Here is a 1,345-nt window from a genome sequence, read left to right as displayed (position 1 = left end):
CTCACCGTCCTTGACACGAAGCTTGCCGCCACCATGGGATGGAGCTGTATCATCCTCTTCTTGGTAGCAACAGCTACAGGTGTGCATTCCGAGGTGCAGCTGCTGGAATCCGGCGGAGGACTGGTGCAGCCTGGCGGCTCCCTGAGACTGTCTTGCGCCGCCTCCGGCTTCACCTTCTCCACCTACGGCATGCACTGGGTCCGACAGGCCCCAGGCAAGGGCCTGGAATGGCTGTCCTACATCTCCGGCGGCAGCAGCTACATCTTCTACGCCGACTCCGTGCGGGGCAGATTCACCATCTCCCGGGACAACTCCGAGAACGCCCTGTACCTGCAGATGAACAGCCTGCGGGCCGAGGACACCGCCGTGTACTACTGCGCCAGAATCCTGAGAGGCGGCTCCGGCATGGATCTGTGGGGCCAGGGCACCCTGGTGACAGTGTCTTCCGCCTCCACCAAGGGCCCTAGCGTGTTCCCTCTGGCCCCCTCCAGCAAGTCTACCTCTGGCGGCACCGCTGCCCTGGGCTGCCTGGTGAAAGACTACTTCCCCGAGCCCGTGACCGTGTCCTGGAACTCTGGCGCCCTGACCTCCGGCGTGCACACCTTCCCTGCTGTGCTGCAGTCCTCCGGCCTGTACTCCCTGTCCTCCGTGGTGACCGTGCCCTCCAGCTCTCTGGGCACCCAGACCTACATCTGCAACGTGAACCACAAGCCCTCCAACACCAAGGTGGACAAGAAGGTGGAACCCAAGTCCTGCGACAAGACCCACACCTGTCCCCCCTGCCCAGCCCCTGAACTGCTGGGCGGACCTTCCGTGTTCCTGTTCCCCCCAAAGCCCAAGGACACCCTGATGATCTCCCGGACCCCCGAAGTGACCTGCGTGGTGGTGGACGTGTCCCACGAGGACCCTGAAGTGAAGTTCAATTGGTACGTGGACGGCGTGGAAGTGCACAACGCCAAGACCAAGCCCAGAGAGGAACAGTACAACTCCACCTACCGGGTGGTGTCTGTGCTGACCGTGCTGCACCAGGACTGGCTGAACGGCAAAGAATACAAGTGCAAAGTCTCCAACAAGGCCCTGCCTGCCCCCATCGAAAAGACCATCTCCAAGGCCAAGGGACAGCCCCGCGAGCCTCAAGTGTATACCCTGCCCCCTAGCCGGGACGAGCTGACCAAGAACCAGGTGTCCCTGACATGTCTGGTGAAAGGCTTCTACCCCTCCGATATCGCCGTGGAATGGGAGTCCAACGGCCAGCCCGAGAACAACTACAAGACCACCCCCCCTGTGCTGGACTCCGACGGCTCATTCTTCCTGTACTCCAAGCTCACCGTGGACAAGTCCCGGT

1 protein-coding gene is annotated in these 1,345 nt (G+C 62.0%); it reads left to right on the top strand.

The window, feature by feature from the left end; translation table 11 throughout:
- Positions 1-93: 93 nt before the first annotated feature.
- On the top strand, positions 94-1,345 hold a 1,252-nt coding region (locus CBF90_RS16020; RefSeq protein ID WP_172407875.1), incomplete at its 3' end, for a hypothetical protein.

This window comes from Microbacterium sp. AISO3 (genome assembly GCF_002204305.1).
Classification (GTDB): Bacteria; Actinomycetota; Actinomycetes; order Actinomycetales; family Microbacteriaceae; genus Microbacterium; species Microbacterium arborescens.
Note: the sequence above shows the minus strand (reverse complement) of the source record. Positions and strands in the feature narration are given on the sequence as shown.